A 15,226-nucleotide genomic window follows, 5' to 3' on the forward strand; every position below is an offset into this window, starting at 1 on the left:
GGAAGCGCTCTGTCTCTTTGATTTGACGCAGAAACGAAAAACCGCCGGATCGCTCCGGCGGTTTTCTTTTGGAATGAACCCTACGATTACTGGACCGAATTGAACTTCTTGACTTCCAGGAAATTCACGGCGGTGCCGCTGAAGCGACCCGGATCGATCGACGCGGTCTGCACCTTGAAGCCCTGTGTATAGACCGCGACCGGCTGGGCGCGGAGCGTCTGGCTGACGAAGCGCGGCGCCTTGACGGGTCGGTTGCTGACCTCCAGGCGGGAATTGGTCAGCGCCCATTGCGAGATCATCTTTTCGGTCAGCTTAGGCTCGGTGCGGACGGCGGCGTGGCTTGCGCTCGCAACATCTGCATCCTGCTTGCCGGGACGACCGCCCTTGACGGGAAGACCTGCCGCGATCGGATTACCCTGCAGTGCAGAGGATTGCGGCTGCACCTCGAACGCATCGCCAAAACGAGCAGTGCCGCTGACGCTGACAGGCGCAAGCGCTGCCATCTGCACCGGAGGACGCGGCGTAGGCACCTTCTTAGGCATTGCCGCGTTGATGGCCTGCAAGGCGTTCACAGGCATCTGTCCAGGCGGCGGAACCGGCACGGGCACCGAATTGGAAGCAACCGTCGGAGCAGGGTTGGAAGCGACCGCCGGAGCAGTATTGACCGGAACCGCAGGCGCGGACACCGTGTTCTGAAGGTTCTCATCGGCGCGACGCTGCTCAAGCGCAGCTACGACTGCGGGAGACAGCGTGCCCTCGTCGGCTGCATCGTCCTGTGCGTCGGGATCGGCATCAGTCGATGCAAGAAGGTTCTCGGCGACGGCAGGACGCTCGGCCGGAACCGGAACGCCGGTGAGCCGCTCTCCACTCATGTCAGGATCGACCGACGCGATTTCGGGATCGCCAGAGGCGACTCCGGCATCCCCGGGCGAGCGCCGGTTTTCAAGCAGCGAGGGCACCGGAACGTTATAGGCGCTGAGATCGGCAGATTGCTGCTGGCCATTGGCAGGCAAGGCAGCATTGAGCGCATCCTGGGCGGCATTGCCCTGCGAAGGCGAAACCAGTGCGGAGGCTACTTCGCTGCCGCCAGGCGCATCGCCGAAGGCCGGACGAACCTGCGGAATGGGCGCGTTCACGCTTGCGACCTGCGCAGCAGCCGGAGCGGCAGCAGCGGGCGCGCCTGAATCGTCATCGTCAGACTGCGCCTGATTGGAGGCGACCGCGACAGGGGCAGCCTTGTCAGGAGTTGCGGTATCCGATTCGGTATCGGAATTATCCTCGTCCTCGTCAGCACCGCCACCGCCAAACAGCATGGCGAAGAAGCCGCGATGCTTCGGCGAAGCACTGGCCATCTGGATATCTTCGCCGGCGAGACGGCGCTTGTAATCGGCGACGGCCTCCTGATAGCCCGGCAGCGGCTTGCCGTCGGCCGGAATATGCATCGTCTTGCCATCGGGGAAGAGACGGACGAGATCCTGGCGATCCATACGCGGCCATGCGCGCACGCCGCCGACGTCCATATGCACGAAAGGCGAGCCCGAAGTCGGATAGAAGCCGACGCCGCCCTCTTGCTGCTTCATGCCGATTTCGCGAAGCTTGGAGAGCTTGACATCGGGTATATAGAAATCCATCGCGTTGCCGAGCATATGCTGGCTCTTCTTCGCAACGCCGGTATGGGACGTGCGGGTGCGCAGCATCTCGTTGGTTTCCGGCGAACGGAAGCCGCAGATCACGTAGATGAATTCATGCGAGCCGCTCTCGCGGTAGACTTCCCAGATCAGATCGAACAGGCGGGGGTTCATCTTGGTCGGCTGATTCTTGCGCCAGTCACGCAGGATTCGGTTCAGCTGCTCCAGGCCACGCGGGTCGAACTTGCCGTTCCGCTTGTAGGTGATGACCGCCTTTTCGCCGGTATGGACGTAATAGATCTTGAGACTGCGCGTATCGCCAGTCGCCTGCGTAGGCGTACTGACGAATACGGGAGTGGAAACGGCTGCGGCAAGGAGGACCACAGCAACTGCCTTGGCCACCTTGCGGCTTATCGCAGAGCACACGGAAAATATGCTCAAGCCTTCGCGCTTGGTATTTCCATTCAAACTAGGCAAATCGGTCCCCGTCCGACAGACGTCGTATCACGATCAAATGGCTGTCAATTGCGGTCACACGATGGCAAAAATGCCACAGCTGATCAACCTCTTCTTTACATAGTGAACGATCCACTAACAAGACATTTACGACGGGTAACAAATTATGCTTGTCTAATCATTAAAAAATCCGTCATGCGGCGTGTTTTTGCGGGTCATCCGGGTCTATCCCGTAGTCCTTCAACTTTCGATAGAGGGTTGATCGGCCAATCCCGAGCTTGCGCGCCACCTGGCTCATCTGCCCGCGGTAGAATTTCAGCGCGAATCGAATGAGCTCTTCTTCCACGTCGGCAAGCTTGCGCACGTCGCCCGAGGGACCTGTGCTGACGATCACATTGTCCGGCGTGAAGAGATCGACGGCCTCTGCTGGCGAGACATGCGACATCGGTGCATGGACCGGTTCAACACCCCCTTCGTGGCCATCGATCGGAGCAGGAACCGTCTCGACAAGCGAGGGACGGCGGCCATCTGCAACAATCGTCAGATGCTCCGAAGTCAGGTATCCGGGCAGCTGTGCTGCGATCTGCGGGAAATCGGCTTCCACGAGTTCCGGACCCTGTGCAAGCACCACGGCGCGGAAGATCGCGTTTTCCAGCTGGCGGATATTGCCCGGCCAGTCATAGGCGGTCAGCAGCGCAAGCGCGCCGGCGCTGACGCCGATCGAATGGCCGATCTTCTGCTCATGCGCAAACCGCTCGGCAAAGACCCGGACGAGATGCGGAATGTCTTCCTTGCGGCGACGCAACGCCGGCATGGTAATCGGGAAGACGTTCAGGCGGTAATACAGATCCTCGCGGAACCGGCCGGCCTTCACTTCTTCTATGAGGTCCTTGTTGGTGGCCGAGATCAGCCGGACATTGACCTTGTGCGGCTGGCGAGCGCCGACCGTTTCGATCTCGCCCTGCTGTACGGCGCGCAGCAGCTTGACCTGGACCTCGAGCGGCAGGTCGCCGACCTCGTCGAGGAAGAGCGTGCCGCCATCGGCTTCCATGAACTTGCCGATGTGACGCTCGGTCGCGCCGGTAAACGCGCCCTTCTCGTGGCCGAAGAGAATGCTCTCGACGAGATTATGCGGAATGGCACCGCAATTGACCGTCACGAACGGTTTGCCCGAGCGATCGCTGCCGGCCTGGATGGCGCGTGCCACCAGCTCCTTGCCGACGCCGGATTCACCTTCGAGTACGACAGGGATCGTGGATTGCGCAGCGCGCTGGGCCAGATCGATGACCCGCATCATCGCCGGGCTGGCGGATACGATATCCTCGAAGCTGATGGCCCCCGAACGCGACTTGCGTCCCGCACGGGCCTTTGCCTCGCGCTGGTCGAGCTTCAGCGCATTGGAGATCGAACTCGCGATCCGTTCCGGCGATACCGGCTTGACCACGAAATCGAAGGCGCCGGCCCGCATGGCCTGCACCACGGTCTCGATGCCCCCCTGCCCCGTCTGCACGATGACGGGAATATCCGTTCCCATCTCGTGCAGGGCGCCGAGAAACTCCAGGCCGTTCATCTCCGGCATCATGAGATCGAGTACGATCACATTGATTTGGCCGCTGTTGCGCTTCAAGATTTCCAGGCCGAGCCGGCCGTTCTCTGCCATATGGGCGATATATCCATATCGCTCCACGGCATTCTTGAGCAGACGCCGCTGTACAGGATCATCCTCTACAACAAGAATCTGCGCGCCCCCCTTGGCGTCGTTATATGCGGTCATTGGTGCCTCACCTCATGCGAAACCTGGCGGGGACTCTGACAGAAAGGCTTGAACATCCAGTTTTGAGAAACAATTGCATTTTAAGCATCGCAACAAACGTCGAAATCGTTCCAGACCGACGCTTTCTGCCCGAAAATCAAGGCTTGCGGTGGCCTTCAGGGCGCAATAGACACGGTATGGACCGTGCCAGATAAAGAAAAGCAGAGGAACAATGCTCATGAGTCCCCATTCCTTCCGCTCCGCCCTTAACCTTTCAGCCGATCCTTCCGCAGCCGGTTCGGCCGAGCTCGGCGACCTGCCGACCTGGAAATTGCAGGATCTCTATCCTTCGGCCACATCGACCGCTTTCGTCAGCGATATGGAAAAGGCAGGCAAGGCATCGATCGCCTTCGAGGAAAAATGGAAAGGCAAGCTCGCAACGGCAGCGATGAAGAGCGGCGATGAGGGTATCGGCGCAGCCCTCAAGGAATATGAGGCCCTGGACGATGTCATGGGCCGCCTCGGCTCCTTTGCCGGCCTCACCTATTTTTCCAACACCACCGATCCGGCCAATGGCAAACTCTATGGCGACGTCCAGACGAAGCTGACCGAATATGCGGCGCACCTCCTGTTCTTCCCTCTGGAACTCAACCGCATCGAAGACGCCGTCATGGACGCCTGCATGGTCAATGATCCGGCTGCCGGCCATTACCGTCCCTGGATCGTCGATCTGAGAAAAGACAAGCCCTACCAGCTTGATGACAAGCTCGAGCAGCTGTTTCTCGAAAAGTCGATGACCTCGGCCGCCGCCTTCAACCGGCTCTTCGACGAGACGATGGCCGATCTCCGTTTCGAGATCGACGGCGAGAAACTGCCGTTGGAAGTCACGCTGAACCTGCTTCAGGACCCCGAGCCTGAAACGCGCAAGAAGGCGGCGATGGCGCTTGCAGAAACCTTCAAGGCGAACCTGCGTGTCTTCACTCTGATCACCAACACGCTCGCCAAGGATAAGGACATCGCCGATCGCTGGCGCGGTTTCGAGGATATCGCCGACAGCAGGCACCTGGCCAACCGCGTCGAGCGCGACGTGGTCGATGCGCTTGCCGCTGCCGTCCGCGACGCCTATCCGCGCCTGTCGCATCGCTATTATAAGATGAAGGCGAAGTGGCTCGGCATGGAGCAGATGAATTTCTGGGACCGCAATGCGCCGCTCCCGGAAACGCCGAATGCCCTCATCCCCTGGAGCGAGGCAAAGGAAACGGTTCTTTCGGCCTATGGGGATTTCGCCCCCGAAATGGCTTCGATCGCCAAGCGCTTCTTCGATGAGCAATGGATCGACGCGCCGGTCAGACCCGGCAAGGCGCCCGGCGCCTTTGCCCATCCGACCGTTCCCTCCGCGCACCCCTATGTACTCGTCAACTATCTCGGCAAGCCGCGCGACGTGATGACGCTCGCCCACGAGCTCGGCCACGGCGTCCATCAGGTGCTGGCCGGCGGCCAGGGCGCGCTGATGTGCCAGACGCCGCTGACGCTTGCCGAAACCGCTTCCGTCTTCGGCGAGATGCTGACTTTCCGCGCGCTGCTCGACAAGACCACTGATAAGCGCGAGCGCAAGGCGATGCTCGCCCAAAAGGTCGAGGACATGATCAACACCGTCGTGCGCCAGATCGCCTTCTACGAATTCGAGCGTAAGGTCCACACCGCTAGGAAAGCCGGCGAGCTGACGGCGGACGATATCGGCGAACTCTGGCTATCGGTGCAGTCGGAAAGCCTCGGACCTGCGATCAAGATTTCGGAAGGCTACGAGACCTACTGGACCTATATCCCGCACTTCATCCACTCGCCTTTCTATGTCTACGCTTATGCCTTCGGCGACTGCCTAGTGAACTCGCTCTACGCTGTCTACCAGAACGCCGAACAGGGCTTCCAGGACAAGTATTTCGAGCTCCTCAAAGCCGGCGGAACCAAGCACCATTCCGAACTCCTGAAGCCGTTCGGGCTTGATGCGACGGATCCGTCCTTCTGGAGCAAGGGTCTGTCGATGATCGAAGGCTTGATCGATGAGCTTGAGGCGTTGGATCGGGGGTAAGCGCTGCGCCGCGTGCTGGGCACTCCCTCTGTCCTGCCGGGCATCTCCCCCACAAGGGGGGAGATCACAAGCGGCTTTGACTTCGCGCCACTCAAACGCTTCGCCGTGTTGCCAGGTTAATCGTTTGGCGACGTTGGTGCGCCCAGCCGATCTCCCCACCTGTGGGGGAGATGCCCGGCAGGGCAGAGGGGGCTAGCCGCACGGCATCACGTCAAAGTCGCAAAACAACGCTTGCCGCAGCCACGTCACCTGATAAACGCATCAAGCCATGACACGCTCGACGCGCTCCATTCTCTTCCGCGACGACACGACCGGCGAAACCATGCTTTTCGCCGAGCCGTCGGATATGGTCGTCGTCCGCAGCGCCACCGATATCCTGCCCGCCTTCGAGCGGCTGCAACAGGCGCATGACGCCGGCAAATGGCTCGCCGGCTATCTTTCCTACGAGGCAGGCTACGCCTTCGAGCAGAAGCTTGCGCCCTTCACGCCGGACAATAGGGAAACGCCCCTCCTCTGCTTCGGCATCTTCGATGCGCCTCAACAGGCAGGCCATCCGCTTGCCCAACCGAAACAACGAACAGAAAACACGGAATTCCTGTCCGCCCCCCAAGCCGGATGGAACTTCGCAGCATATAAAGAGCGCTTCGACCGCCTGCACTGGCATCTGCGCCAGGGAGATTGCTATCAGGCGAACCTCACCATGCCGATCACCGCCCGCTGGGACGGCGATCCGCGCGCCGCCTTCTGGTCACTGATCGATCGCCAGCCGGTCAAATACGGTGCACTTGCCGATCTCGGCGGCCCGATCATCCTCTCCCGCTCGCCGGAACTGTTCTTCCGCACCGACCGGGACGGCTGGATCGAAACGCATCCGATGAAGGGAACCGCAAAGCGTGGCAATAGCCCGGCCGAAGACGCGGAGATCGTCGCCGCCATGCTCGCCGACGAGAAGACGCAGGCCGAAAACCGGATGATCGTCGACCTGCTGCGCAACGACATCTCGCGGATATCAGAAGTCGGCACGCTCGACGTTCCAAAACTCTTCGATGTCGAGACCTATCCGACCGTCCATCAGATGGTGAGCCATGTACAGGCGAAGCTGAAGCCGGATCTTTCCATCGCCGAGATTTTCGCCGCTCTCTTCCCCTGCGGCTCGATAACGGGCGCCCCGAAGATGCGGGCAATGGAAATATTGCATGACCTGGAGACCGACCCGCGCGACGCCTATTGCGGCGCGATCGGCATGATCTCACCTGACGGCGCCATGCGCTTCTCCGTCGCCATCCGCACCATCAGCCTGTTCGAAGATGGCCGTGCCGTCTTCAACGTCGGCGGCGGCATCGTCTTTGATTCGACCGCGGAAGCGGAATACGAGGAATGCCTGCTGAAAGCGCGCTTTGCAGTGGGGGACCGATGGATCGAGCGCTAGAGAACATCTCGCTGATCGAAACGCTTCGCTACGAGCCGGAACAGGGCTTCGTCCGCCTGCGCCTGCATCTCGCGCGACTGGAACGGTCAGCCCGCCGGCTCGATTTTCCCAAGCCAAGCGAAGCAGTGGCAAAGCTTCAGGAAGCAGTGGTCGGCAGTGCCGCCCCTCTGCGTGTTCGGCTCACCTTCGATTCAAGGGGCCGGATCGAGGTGACGACTGCCCCCTTCGCACCGCTTGCATTTGATACTGTATGGACTGTCCGTGTCGCAAGGACGAGGCTTGATTCGAATGACAAGCTTCTCAGGGTTAAGACGACACGCCGCGGCATCTATGAGGCTGCCCGCGCGGAATACTCTGCTGAGCAGGCAGACGAAGTCATCCTGCTGAACGAGCGCGGCGACGTCTGCGAAGGCACCATCACCTCTGTCTTTCTTGATGACGGCTCGGGCATCCTTCGCACCCCGCCGATCGCCTGCGGACTGATCGCCGGCGTGCTGCGCACCGAACTCATATGCCAGCGCAAGGCCCGTGTCGGCCGCATATCAAGGGATGATCTGGCGAACGCCCAACTCTTTGTCGGGAATTCGTTGCGCGGACTGATCGCGGCAAAAATCGTAAATCCTTGACGTCGGCGATCAAGCAATACCAAGCAATCAAGACGCCCTTCATTTATATCTTTGTGTTCCTAGGTGTTGATGTGAAAATCGGCAAACTCAGATCGATTGGCCATAACATATCCGACTCTCTGGCAAGCGGGGTTGGTCTGCTGATCGGCGTTTATGCCACGGACATATTCGGAGAGGCTGCAAGAAGTCCCGAAAGATACATACTCGTCGATTTTCTCAACGGCACGACTTCCGGCGGATCCACGTCAGAATCGCTCGCAAAAGCGATCGCTCTCTATGCAAAGGCCCTTTGCGATCTCTGTCAGCGACATGGCACCGATATCAGTGCATTTCGTGAGCTAACGGCACGCTACTCCGTAGAACGATATGGACCACGGTTTGTTGTAACTGTGCAGGATCAAGCCGGACGTTGCTCAGTCGACGAGTACCTAGGTGTTCCAGGTCGGCGCGTGATGGTACGCGATGCGTCAGGTCTCATCCGTCCCAAACGTTCGACCGGTTCAACGGAATAGTGATTGGTCGCACGTCCTAAGCGACGATCTTCAATCGGTCGCGGCCGGTGTGCTTGGCCATGTAGAGCGCAGCATCGGCGCGTGAATAGATTTCTCGCGCCGTCTCGCCTGGACGGAGTTCGACGAGGCCAGCCGAGCAGGTATAGGAAAAGCCCGGCATCGCCTGGATTGGCCTCGCGCCGCGAACCGATTGCAAAATCCGGTCCACGATCATCTCGCTCTGCGCAAGCGTCGTATCGGGCAGGATCAGCATGAATTCCTCGCCGCCGATGCGGCCGAAACTGTCGCGGCGACGAACGAGAGGATGCACGCGTCGCGCAAAATCGATGAGCACACCATCTCCGGTCTGATGACCGAAGCTGTCGTTGATCCGCTTGAAGAAATCAAGATCGATTATGCAGATACAGCCAAGTGCGGTCTCGGCATCCACCTGCCGGCAGACCAGATCTTCAAGCGCCATCATCATGAAGCGGCGATTGGAGATGCTGGTCAGTTCATCGGTTTGCGAAGCCTTGAGGGCAAAGTCGCGGTCCTGCCGCAGATCTCTTTCGCTCGCGCGGATGTGGGTAATGTCGGTCGCGATACACAACATCCATCCGTCCCCTTCAACGGTCTCTGTCATCCAGAGCCAACGCCCATCCGCAAGATCGGTCTCGAAGGCCCTGAACGGCAATTTGCCTCGTCGCGACTGCGCGGACACCAGCCATGTTTCGAAATCCGCGGCTTGAATCATCGTGCCCTTCCCAGCGAGTGTATTGCGCCGCATGAGATCACCCCATAAAGGCGTCTCCACCGGATCCAGCGCAAAGGCCGAGCGGAAAGCCGCGTTGGCATAGCGCAATCGGTCTTCCTGGTCATAGAGTGCGATGAGAACGGAAGTCGCACACTGCAGCGTGGCGAACCGCTCGGATATATTGTCCATCATGGTCAAATCCGGGGCTTAGGGATCAAGCAGCGGCACTATGATGCAAAGTTCTGAAAAGATGATGGATGACAGTGACTTGATACGATACTCATCTGTGCCGAAATGTGCCGCCCCATCTCTCCCAGAGGAATTTCGATGCAGATACTCGCCCTTACCTATGTGAAGCCCAACGAGGAAGCCGACAAGCATATGGAGCCGCATATGGCCTGGGTGAAGGAGGGCTATGCCAAGGGCTGGTTTTTGGCCTCGGGCCGCAAGGTGCCGCGCACCGGCGGCGTGATTCTGGCCGTCGGAGACCGCGCGGAGATCGAGGCCTATGTCGCCGCCGATCCCTTCACCATCCACGGCATTGCCGAATACGAAATCACCGAAGTCGCAGTGACAACAGTGGTCGACGGACTCGACGCCTTGAAGCGCTGACCCATGAACGATCTCGCCACCCATCTTCGCCAGCTTGAGGAAAAGCTCTTCGATCCCACCATCCGGTCGTCCGCCCAAGCGATAGCGGGCTTGCTGTCGCCCGACTTTCGCGAGATCGGCAGTTCCGGCCGTTTCTGGGACTTTGACCAGACCCTGGAGGCACTGCCACGCGAGAAGCCCGACAGAGGAGTTACCAGCGGAACGGATTTTCAGTTGAAGCTGCTCGCCGAAGGCGTTGCACTGCTGACCTACCAGTCAGTTCACACCCGTTCAGATGGAAGCGAGCGAAAAACGTTGAGAAGTTCAATCTGGCGTTTGGAAGATGACGGAAACTGGCGCATGGTGTTTCACCAAGGCACTTTGGCGGCTTAGCGGCGCACCACTGCCTGCAATCATGCACCGGCTCTTTATTGTGACAGAAATTTATGCTTAGAGCCGCACATACTCGCGCGGTTTCGCGCAAACTTCACCTAAATTTCGTACACGAATGGCTCCAGCCTTTCGAAGGAGAAAAGAATGACGGAAGAGAACTATCCGGTATATGCCGAAATTACCGGTCCGATCGTGATGATCGGCTTTGGCTCCATCGGCCGCGGCACCCTGCCCCTGATTGAGCGCCACTTTAAATTCGACAAGAGCCGGATGGTCGTTATCGACCCGCGCGAAGAGCCCTCCGACATGGAGATCCTCAAGAAGCACGGCGTCCGTCATATCAAGGAATATGTCACCAAGGACAATTACAAGGAGCTCTTGAAGCCGCTCCTGACCGAAGGCGAAGGCCAGGGTTTCTGCGTCAATCTCTCGGTCGACACCGGCTCGCTCGATATCATGAAGCTCTGCCGCAAGCATGACGTGCTCTACATCGACACCGTTGTCGAGCCCTGGCTCGGCTTCTACTTCGACAAGAACATGTCGAATGCTGACCGCACGAACTATGCTCTGCGCGAAACCGTGCGCAAGGAAAAGGAAAAGAACCCGGGCGGTGCCACGGCCGTTTCCACCTGCGGCGCCAATCCGGGCATGGTCTCCTGGTTCGTCAAGCAGGCGCTCGTCAACCTCGCGCGCGATACCGGTCTGAAGTTCGAAGAGCCTGATCAGAACGACCGCGAAGGCTGGGCGAAGCTGATGAAGAAGCTCGGCGTCAAGGGCGTCCACATTGCCGAGCGCGACACCCAACGCACCAAGCACCCGAAGCCGCTCAACGTCTTCTGGAATACCTGGTCGGTCGAAGGCTTCATCTCCGAAGGCATGCAGCCGGCCGAACTCGGCTGGGGCACCCATGAAGAATGGATGCCGAAGAACGCCAAGAAGCATAAGAAGGGCTCCAAGGCCGCGATCTACCTGGAGCAGCCCGGCGCCAATACCCGCGTCCGCACCTGGTGCCCGACCCCCGGCCCGCAATACGGCTTCCTGGTCACTCATAACGAATCGATCTCGATCGCCGATTACTTCACGGTGCGCGACAAGGACGGCGAAGTCACCTTCCGCCCAACCTGCCACTACGCTTATCATCCGGCCAACGACGCCGTGCTCTCGCTGCACGAAATGTTCGGCAATGGCGGCAATCCGCAGCCTGTCCACCACGTTCTCGACGAGGACGAGCTGGAGGACGGCATCGACGAACTCGGCGTCCTGCTCTACGGCCATGAGAAGAATGCCTACTGGTTCGGCTCGCGTCTTTCGCTGGAAGAAACCCGCCGAATCGCTCCCTACCAGAATGCGACCGGCCTACAGGTGACTTCTGCCGTTCTCGCCGGCATGGTCTGGGCTCTGGAAAATCCGAAGGCCGGCATCGTCGAGGCCGACGAGGTCGATTACAAGCGCTGCCTCGAAGTACAGCTGCCCTATCTCGGCCCGGTCGAAGGCCACTATACCGATTGGACGCCGCTCGACGGTCGCCCCGGCCTGTTCCCGGAAGATATCGACACCAAGGATCCCTGGCAGTTCAAGAATATCCTGGTTCGCTGATCGGCCCTAATATTTGAAACTCGAGATGCCCGCGCCGATGGTGCGGGCATTTTTGCTACGCTCGTCGGATAAATCGCAAGCGATGCATCCCAAAGCCTTGCTTTCAGGCAGACAGCGCGCCATGTTTTTCGCAAATATTGCGGCGCACAGTCCAACTAAAGCATTGCGGGAGACACACAATGAAAATCAGAACCAGCTTCGCCCTCCTTCTCGTGGCCGCGTCGCTGTCAGCATGCATGAGCTTCGGCTCGTCGACGCCCACGAATGTTTCCACGCCGCTTTCGTCCGCTCCGAAGACTGTCGAGGGCAACTGGGCCGACCCGAACGGCATCATTTCGACCTTCCAGGCCGGTGCCTTCACCACCCGCACGACAGACAGTAACCAGCTTCTGGCCTCGGGCACCTATACAAGCACGTCGCCCGGCCTCGTCGAAATCAACATGACCTCGCTCGTGCGCAAGACGCAGTCCAAGGTCAACTGCGCCTTGGTCGGCCCCAATCAGTTGAACTGCACGTCGGATAGCGGCGCCCAATTCTCGCTCGCACGTCGCTGATACCAACATTTTCCAAACCATTGCGAAAAGCTCTCCTTGCGGGAGCTTTTTTGCGTGATACCTCTTGGAAAAGAAGCTGCAGAAGCCAGCTTTTTCTATAGTTGCCAGCGCGATAGAGTGCTCCCGTAGAGTTTCTGATCCCGCAAGGCGGGAGAGGGTTGCGAAGGTTTCGCCCTTCGCCAGAATAGGGGTGAGAAGATGAAACTGCTTTTGGGAATGGGACTTCTGACAGTCTCAGCCTTGGCGCTCAGCACCAGTGCGGCTTTTGCCGACTACCAGCTCAACATCCTGCACATCAATGATCTTCATTCTCGCATCGAGCCGATCAATCGCTTCGACGCCACCTGCTCGGCGGAAGAGGAAAGCAAGAAGGAATGCTTCGGCGGCGTGGCGCGGATGAAGACGGAAATCGACCAGCGCCGCCAGGCGCTTCAGGGCCAGAATGTCCTCCTGCTGGATGCAGGCGACAATTTCCAGGGATCGCTGTTCTACACCACCTACAAGGGCGCAGCCGAAGTCGAGTTCCTGAACGACATGAAGTTCGACGCCATGACCGTCGGCAACCATGAATTCGACGACGGCGAGGAGGCGCTGGCGCCATTCCTCGACAAGGTGCAGTTCCCCGTTCTCGGCGCCAATGTCGTTCCCGACGCACAATCGAAGCTTGGCGACCGCATCAAGAAGTCGATCGTCCTCGATATCGGCGGCCAGAAGATCGGCATCGTCGGCGCCGTGGCGAACGACACGCCGGAGCTCGCCTCCCCAGGTCCGCATATCAAGATCACCGACGACGCGCAGGCCATCAACGCCGAAGTCGACATGCTCAAGGCGCAGGGCGTCAACAAGATCATCGCGCTCACCCATGTCGGCTACCCGCGCGACCTTGACCAGATCGCCAAGATCCCCGGTGTCGATGTGGTCGTCGGCGGCCACTCGCATACGCTTCTGTCGAACACCGATCCGAAGGCTGCCGGCCCATATCCGACCATGGTCGACAATCCCGGCGGCTATAAAGTACCTGTCGTGACCGCCGCCTCCTATGGCAAATATCTGGGCGACATCGTCGTCACCTTCGATGACAATGGCGTCGTCAAGGAGGCCAAGGGCGATCCGATCCTGCTTGATTCGTCTGTTCCCCAAGATCCGGCAATCGTCGCGCGCGTCAGGGAGATGGCGAAGCCGATCGAAGAGCTGCGCCAGAAGGTGATTGGCTCAACCGAAGGCCCGATCGAAGGCTCGCGTGAAGTCTGCCGCGCCAAGGAATGCTCGATGGGCAACCTCGTCGCCGACGCCATGCTCGACAGTACCAAGGCGCAGGGGATCAGCATTGCCATCCAGAACGGCGGCGGTCTGCGCGCCTCGATCGGCGGCCCCAATGTTACCATGGGCGATGTGCTCACCGTCCTGCCCTTCCAGAACACGATTTCGACCTTCCAGCTGACCGGCGCCGATGTGATTGCCGCGCTTGAAAACGGCCTCAGCCAGATCGATGATGGTGCCGGACGCTTCCCCCAGGTGTCGGGCATCAAGTACAGCTTCGACAAATCGAAGCCGGCTGGCAGCCGCGTCACGTCGGTTGAAGTCAAGGAAGGCGACAATTTCGCGCCCCTCGACCAGAACAAGACATACGGAGTCGTCAGCAACAATTACATGCGCGCTGGCGGCGACGGTTACACGGTCTTCGCCAAGGACGGAAAGAATGCCTATGACTTCGGCCCCAACCTGGAACAGGTGGTGGCCGACTATCTCGCCGCACACAATCCCTACAAGCCATATCTCGACGGCCGCGTGACCCAGGTCGCAGCTACCGGTTCGCCGCAGCAGGAATCGACGCAGCCGACCGAGAAGCAGATCGCCCCTTCGGGCGAAAAGCCCGCGCCGGCCCCGTCGGAAAATGCCGCCGCACCGGCTGCTGCTGCTCCCGACACCCCTGCTCCCGGTTCGGCTCCTGCGCCCGCAACACCGACGCCTCCGGCTTCGGCAACGCCTGTTCCTTCCTCCGACGGGACCGCTCAGACTGCCCAGCCTGCATCACCGGCCCCAGCATCACCTGCGCCCGCATTGCCTGCCACACCGGCCCCTGCGCCAGACCCTAGCGGTACATCTGCTGCACCCGCGCCGGCAGCACCGGCAGCCCCCGCCCCATCGGATCCGACAGCGCCTGCTGCCTCTCCCGATAGAACGGCTCAGGCCACCCAGCCGGCTCCCGCCGAGGCTGCACCAGCCTCGCCGGCAACCCCGGCCCCCGCGCCAGCCCCGAGCGATACAGCTGCCGCAACGGCGCCGGCGGCTTCGGCAGCACCTGTCGCTCCTGCCGATACGACGGCTCAAGCCACCCAGCCAGCCCCGGCCGAGGCCGCACCGGCTTCGGCGGCAACCCCGGCACCTGCACCGGCTCCAACCACCGAAACGCCCGCCACGCCGGCTCCTGACACCGGAACGGCAGCCCCAGCCCCGACGGCGCCGGCTGCCGAATCACCGACCGAGCCCGCTCCGGCACCTGCTGCACCGGAATCCACGCCTGTGCCATCAGCTCCGGCGCCAAGCCCGTCAGAGCCCGCCGCGGCACCATCTCCAGCGCCGGCGACGGAGCAAGCGACGACACCCACAACCCACGTCGTCGTTGCCGGCGACACGCTTTGGGATCTCGCCAAGCATTACTATGGCGATGCCGAACTCTGGCGGAAGCTGGTCGAGGCCAACAAGAATCTCAATCCGCGCCGGCTACCCGTCGGCCACGACTTGACCATTCCGACCAAGTAGAACGGAAATCAGGACAAAAGGTCTCATGATATAGGGTCGAGCCTTTCCCGGACCGCCATTTGTTTCTAAGTAAAGGCCGACCGTTCGCCGCTCGCGACGCAGA

12 protein-coding genes are annotated in these 15,226 nt (G+C 60.2%); 9 read left to right on the forward strand and 3 right to left on the reverse strand.

The features are described from left to right. Positions 1–86: 86 nt before the first annotated feature. Both DTW90_RS04890 and DTW90_RS04895 read right to left on the reverse strand, forming a co-directional pair. Positions 87–2,105 (reverse strand): DUF882 domain-containing protein, encoded by a 2,019-nt coding sequence (locus DTW90_RS04890; RefSeq protein ID WP_149336725.1) that lies wholly within the window; start codon positions 2,103–2,105, stop codon positions 87–89. Between the two features lie 172 nt (positions 2,106–2,277). Continuing rightward, positions 2,278–3,858: a sigma-54 dependent transcriptional regulator gene (locus tag DTW90_RS04895; RefSeq protein WP_149336727.1), complete on the reverse strand. Its 1,581-nt coding sequence runs from the start codon at positions 3,856–3,858 to the stop codon at positions 2,278–2,280. A gap of 217 nt (positions 3,859–4,075) precedes the next feature. Between DTW90_RS04895 and DTW90_RS04900 the strand changes: the two genes are divergently transcribed. The 4 genes from DTW90_RS04900 to DTW90_RS04920 all read left to right on the forward strand — a co-directional run bounded on the left by DTW90_RS04900 (position 4,076) and on the right by DTW90_RS04920 (position 8,493). After that, complete coding sequence (locus tag DTW90_RS04900; RefSeq protein WP_149336729.1) at positions 4,076–5,926, forward strand: M3 family oligoendopeptidase; 1,851 nt, start codon at positions 4,076–4,078, stop codon at positions 5,924–5,926. Positions 5,927–6,194: 268 nt separating this feature from the next. Beyond that, positions 6,195–7,355, forward strand: coding sequence for an aminodeoxychorismate synthase component I (locus DTW90_RS04910; protein ID WP_149336731.1), 1,161 nt, complete (start codon positions 6,195–6,197; stop codon positions 7,353–7,355). Next, positions 7,340–7,981, forward strand: coding sequence for an aminotransferase class IV family protein (locus DTW90_RS04915; protein ID WP_149336732.1), 642 nt, complete (start codon positions 7,340–7,342; stop codon positions 7,979–7,981). The genes DTW90_RS04910 and DTW90_RS04915 overlap by 16 nt, the downstream gene beginning before the upstream one ends. Next, a complete protein-coding gene (locus DTW90_RS04920) occupies positions 7,978–8,493 on the forward strand; it encodes a hypothetical protein (protein ID WP_149336734.1) in 516 nt (171 codons plus the stop codon). The genes DTW90_RS04915 and DTW90_RS04920 overlap by 4 nt, the downstream gene beginning before the upstream one ends. Before the next feature lie 16 nt (positions 8,494–8,509). Here the strand turns inward: DTW90_RS04920 and DTW90_RS04925 are convergent, their stop codons facing one another. Next, positions 8,510–9,415: a sensor domain-containing diguanylate cyclase gene (locus DTW90_RS04925; RefSeq protein ID WP_149337054.1), complete on the reverse strand. Its 906-nt coding sequence runs from the start codon at positions 9,413–9,415 to the stop codon at positions 8,510–8,512. Between the two features lie 138 nt (positions 9,416–9,553). Here DTW90_RS04925 and DTW90_RS04930 point away from each other — a divergent pair, with 138 nt between their 5' ends. The 5 genes from DTW90_RS04930 (at position 9,554) to DTW90_RS04950 (ending at position 15,123) form a co-directional block, all read left to right on the forward strand. Then, on the forward strand, positions 9,554–9,838 hold the full coding sequence (locus DTW90_RS04930) for a YciI family protein (RefSeq protein ID WP_149336736.1): 285 nt from the start codon (positions 9,554–9,556) through the stop codon (positions 9,836–9,838). Between the two features lie 3 nt (positions 9,839–9,841). Then, positions 9,842–10,210 (forward strand): nuclear transport factor 2 family protein, encoded by a 369-nt coding sequence (locus DTW90_RS04935; protein WP_149336738.1) that lies wholly within the window; start codon positions 9,842–9,844, stop codon positions 10,208–10,210. 144 nt (positions 10,211–10,354) lie between these two features. Continuing rightward, the gene (locus DTW90_RS04940; RefSeq protein WP_132518165.1) at positions 10,355–11,806 is read left to right on the forward strand and encodes a homospermidine synthase; all 1,452 of its coding nucleotides are present in this window, start codon (positions 10,355–10,357) and stop codon (positions 11,804–11,806) included. 179 nt (positions 11,807–11,985) lie between these two features. Then, complete coding sequence (omp10, locus tag DTW90_RS04945) at positions 11,986–12,360, forward strand: outer membrane lipoprotein Omp10 (RefSeq protein WP_132518163.1); 375 nt, start codon at positions 11,986–11,988, stop codon at positions 12,358–12,360. 198 nt (positions 12,361–12,558) lie between these two features. Continuing rightward, positions 12,559–15,123, forward strand: a complete 2,565-nt coding sequence (locus DTW90_RS04950) for a 5'-nucleotidase C-terminal domain-containing protein (RefSeq protein WP_149336739.1) — start codon at positions 12,559–12,561, stop codon at positions 15,121–15,123. Positions 15,124–15,226: the final 103 nt, after the last annotated feature.

Source organism: Neorhizobium sp. P12A, from assembly GCF_008365395.1.
GTDB lineage: Bacteria > Pseudomonadota > Alphaproteobacteria > Rhizobiales > Rhizobiaceae > Rhizobium.